The organism is Komagataeibacter melomenusus (assembly GCF_013155395.1).
Classification (GTDB): domain Bacteria; phylum Pseudomonadota; class Alphaproteobacteria; order Acetobacterales; family Acetobacteraceae; genus Komagataeibacter; species Komagataeibacter melomenusus.
In genome coordinates, this window is the sequence record NZ_JABJWC010000116.1 from 1 (window position 1) to 543 (window position 543).

The 543-nt window shown below is 66.1% G+C and carries 1 protein-coding gene; it reads left to right on the plus strand.

The window, feature by feature from the left end; genetic code table 11:
* A partial coding sequence (locus HNW77_RS18225) for a glycosyltransferase (RefSeq protein ID WP_172159334.1) occupies positions 1 to 543 on the plus strand: 543 nt, incomplete at both ends.

The window sequence follows — 543 nt, forward strand, 5'->3', positions numbered from 1 at the left end:
TCCACCATCTTGACCATTTCACGCACCCGGTCCTTGCCGCGCGGCAGGAACGGGGGATCAGGGCGGCGGCCGAACTGTTTACCGTCAGCACAATGTGGGAAGATGTCCTGCGCAACGACCATGGCCGCGAAGCCCCGGTCGTGGGCAACGGGGTTGATCCCGTGCGCTTTTCGCACGTCCCAACCGCGCATGATGCCGCGTTGCGGGCGCGGTATCATCTGCCTGCCGACCGTCACCTGATCCTGTCCGTGGGCGGGATCGAGCGGCGCAAGAACACGTTGCACCTGCTGGAAGCGTTTGTGGCCCTGCGCCGCGAACGGCCGGACGTGCATCTGGTTGTGGCGGGCGGGGCCTCGCTGCTGGATCATTCCGCCTACCGCACCCGGTTCACGACGTATCTGCGCGAAAGCGGTGCAGCCGATCATGTCACCATCACCGGGCCGGTTGCGGATGAGGACATGCCCGCCTTCTACCGGCAGGCGGATGTGCTGGCCTATCCGTCCGTAACCGAAGGGTTCGGCCTGTGCCCGCTGGAGGCGCTCG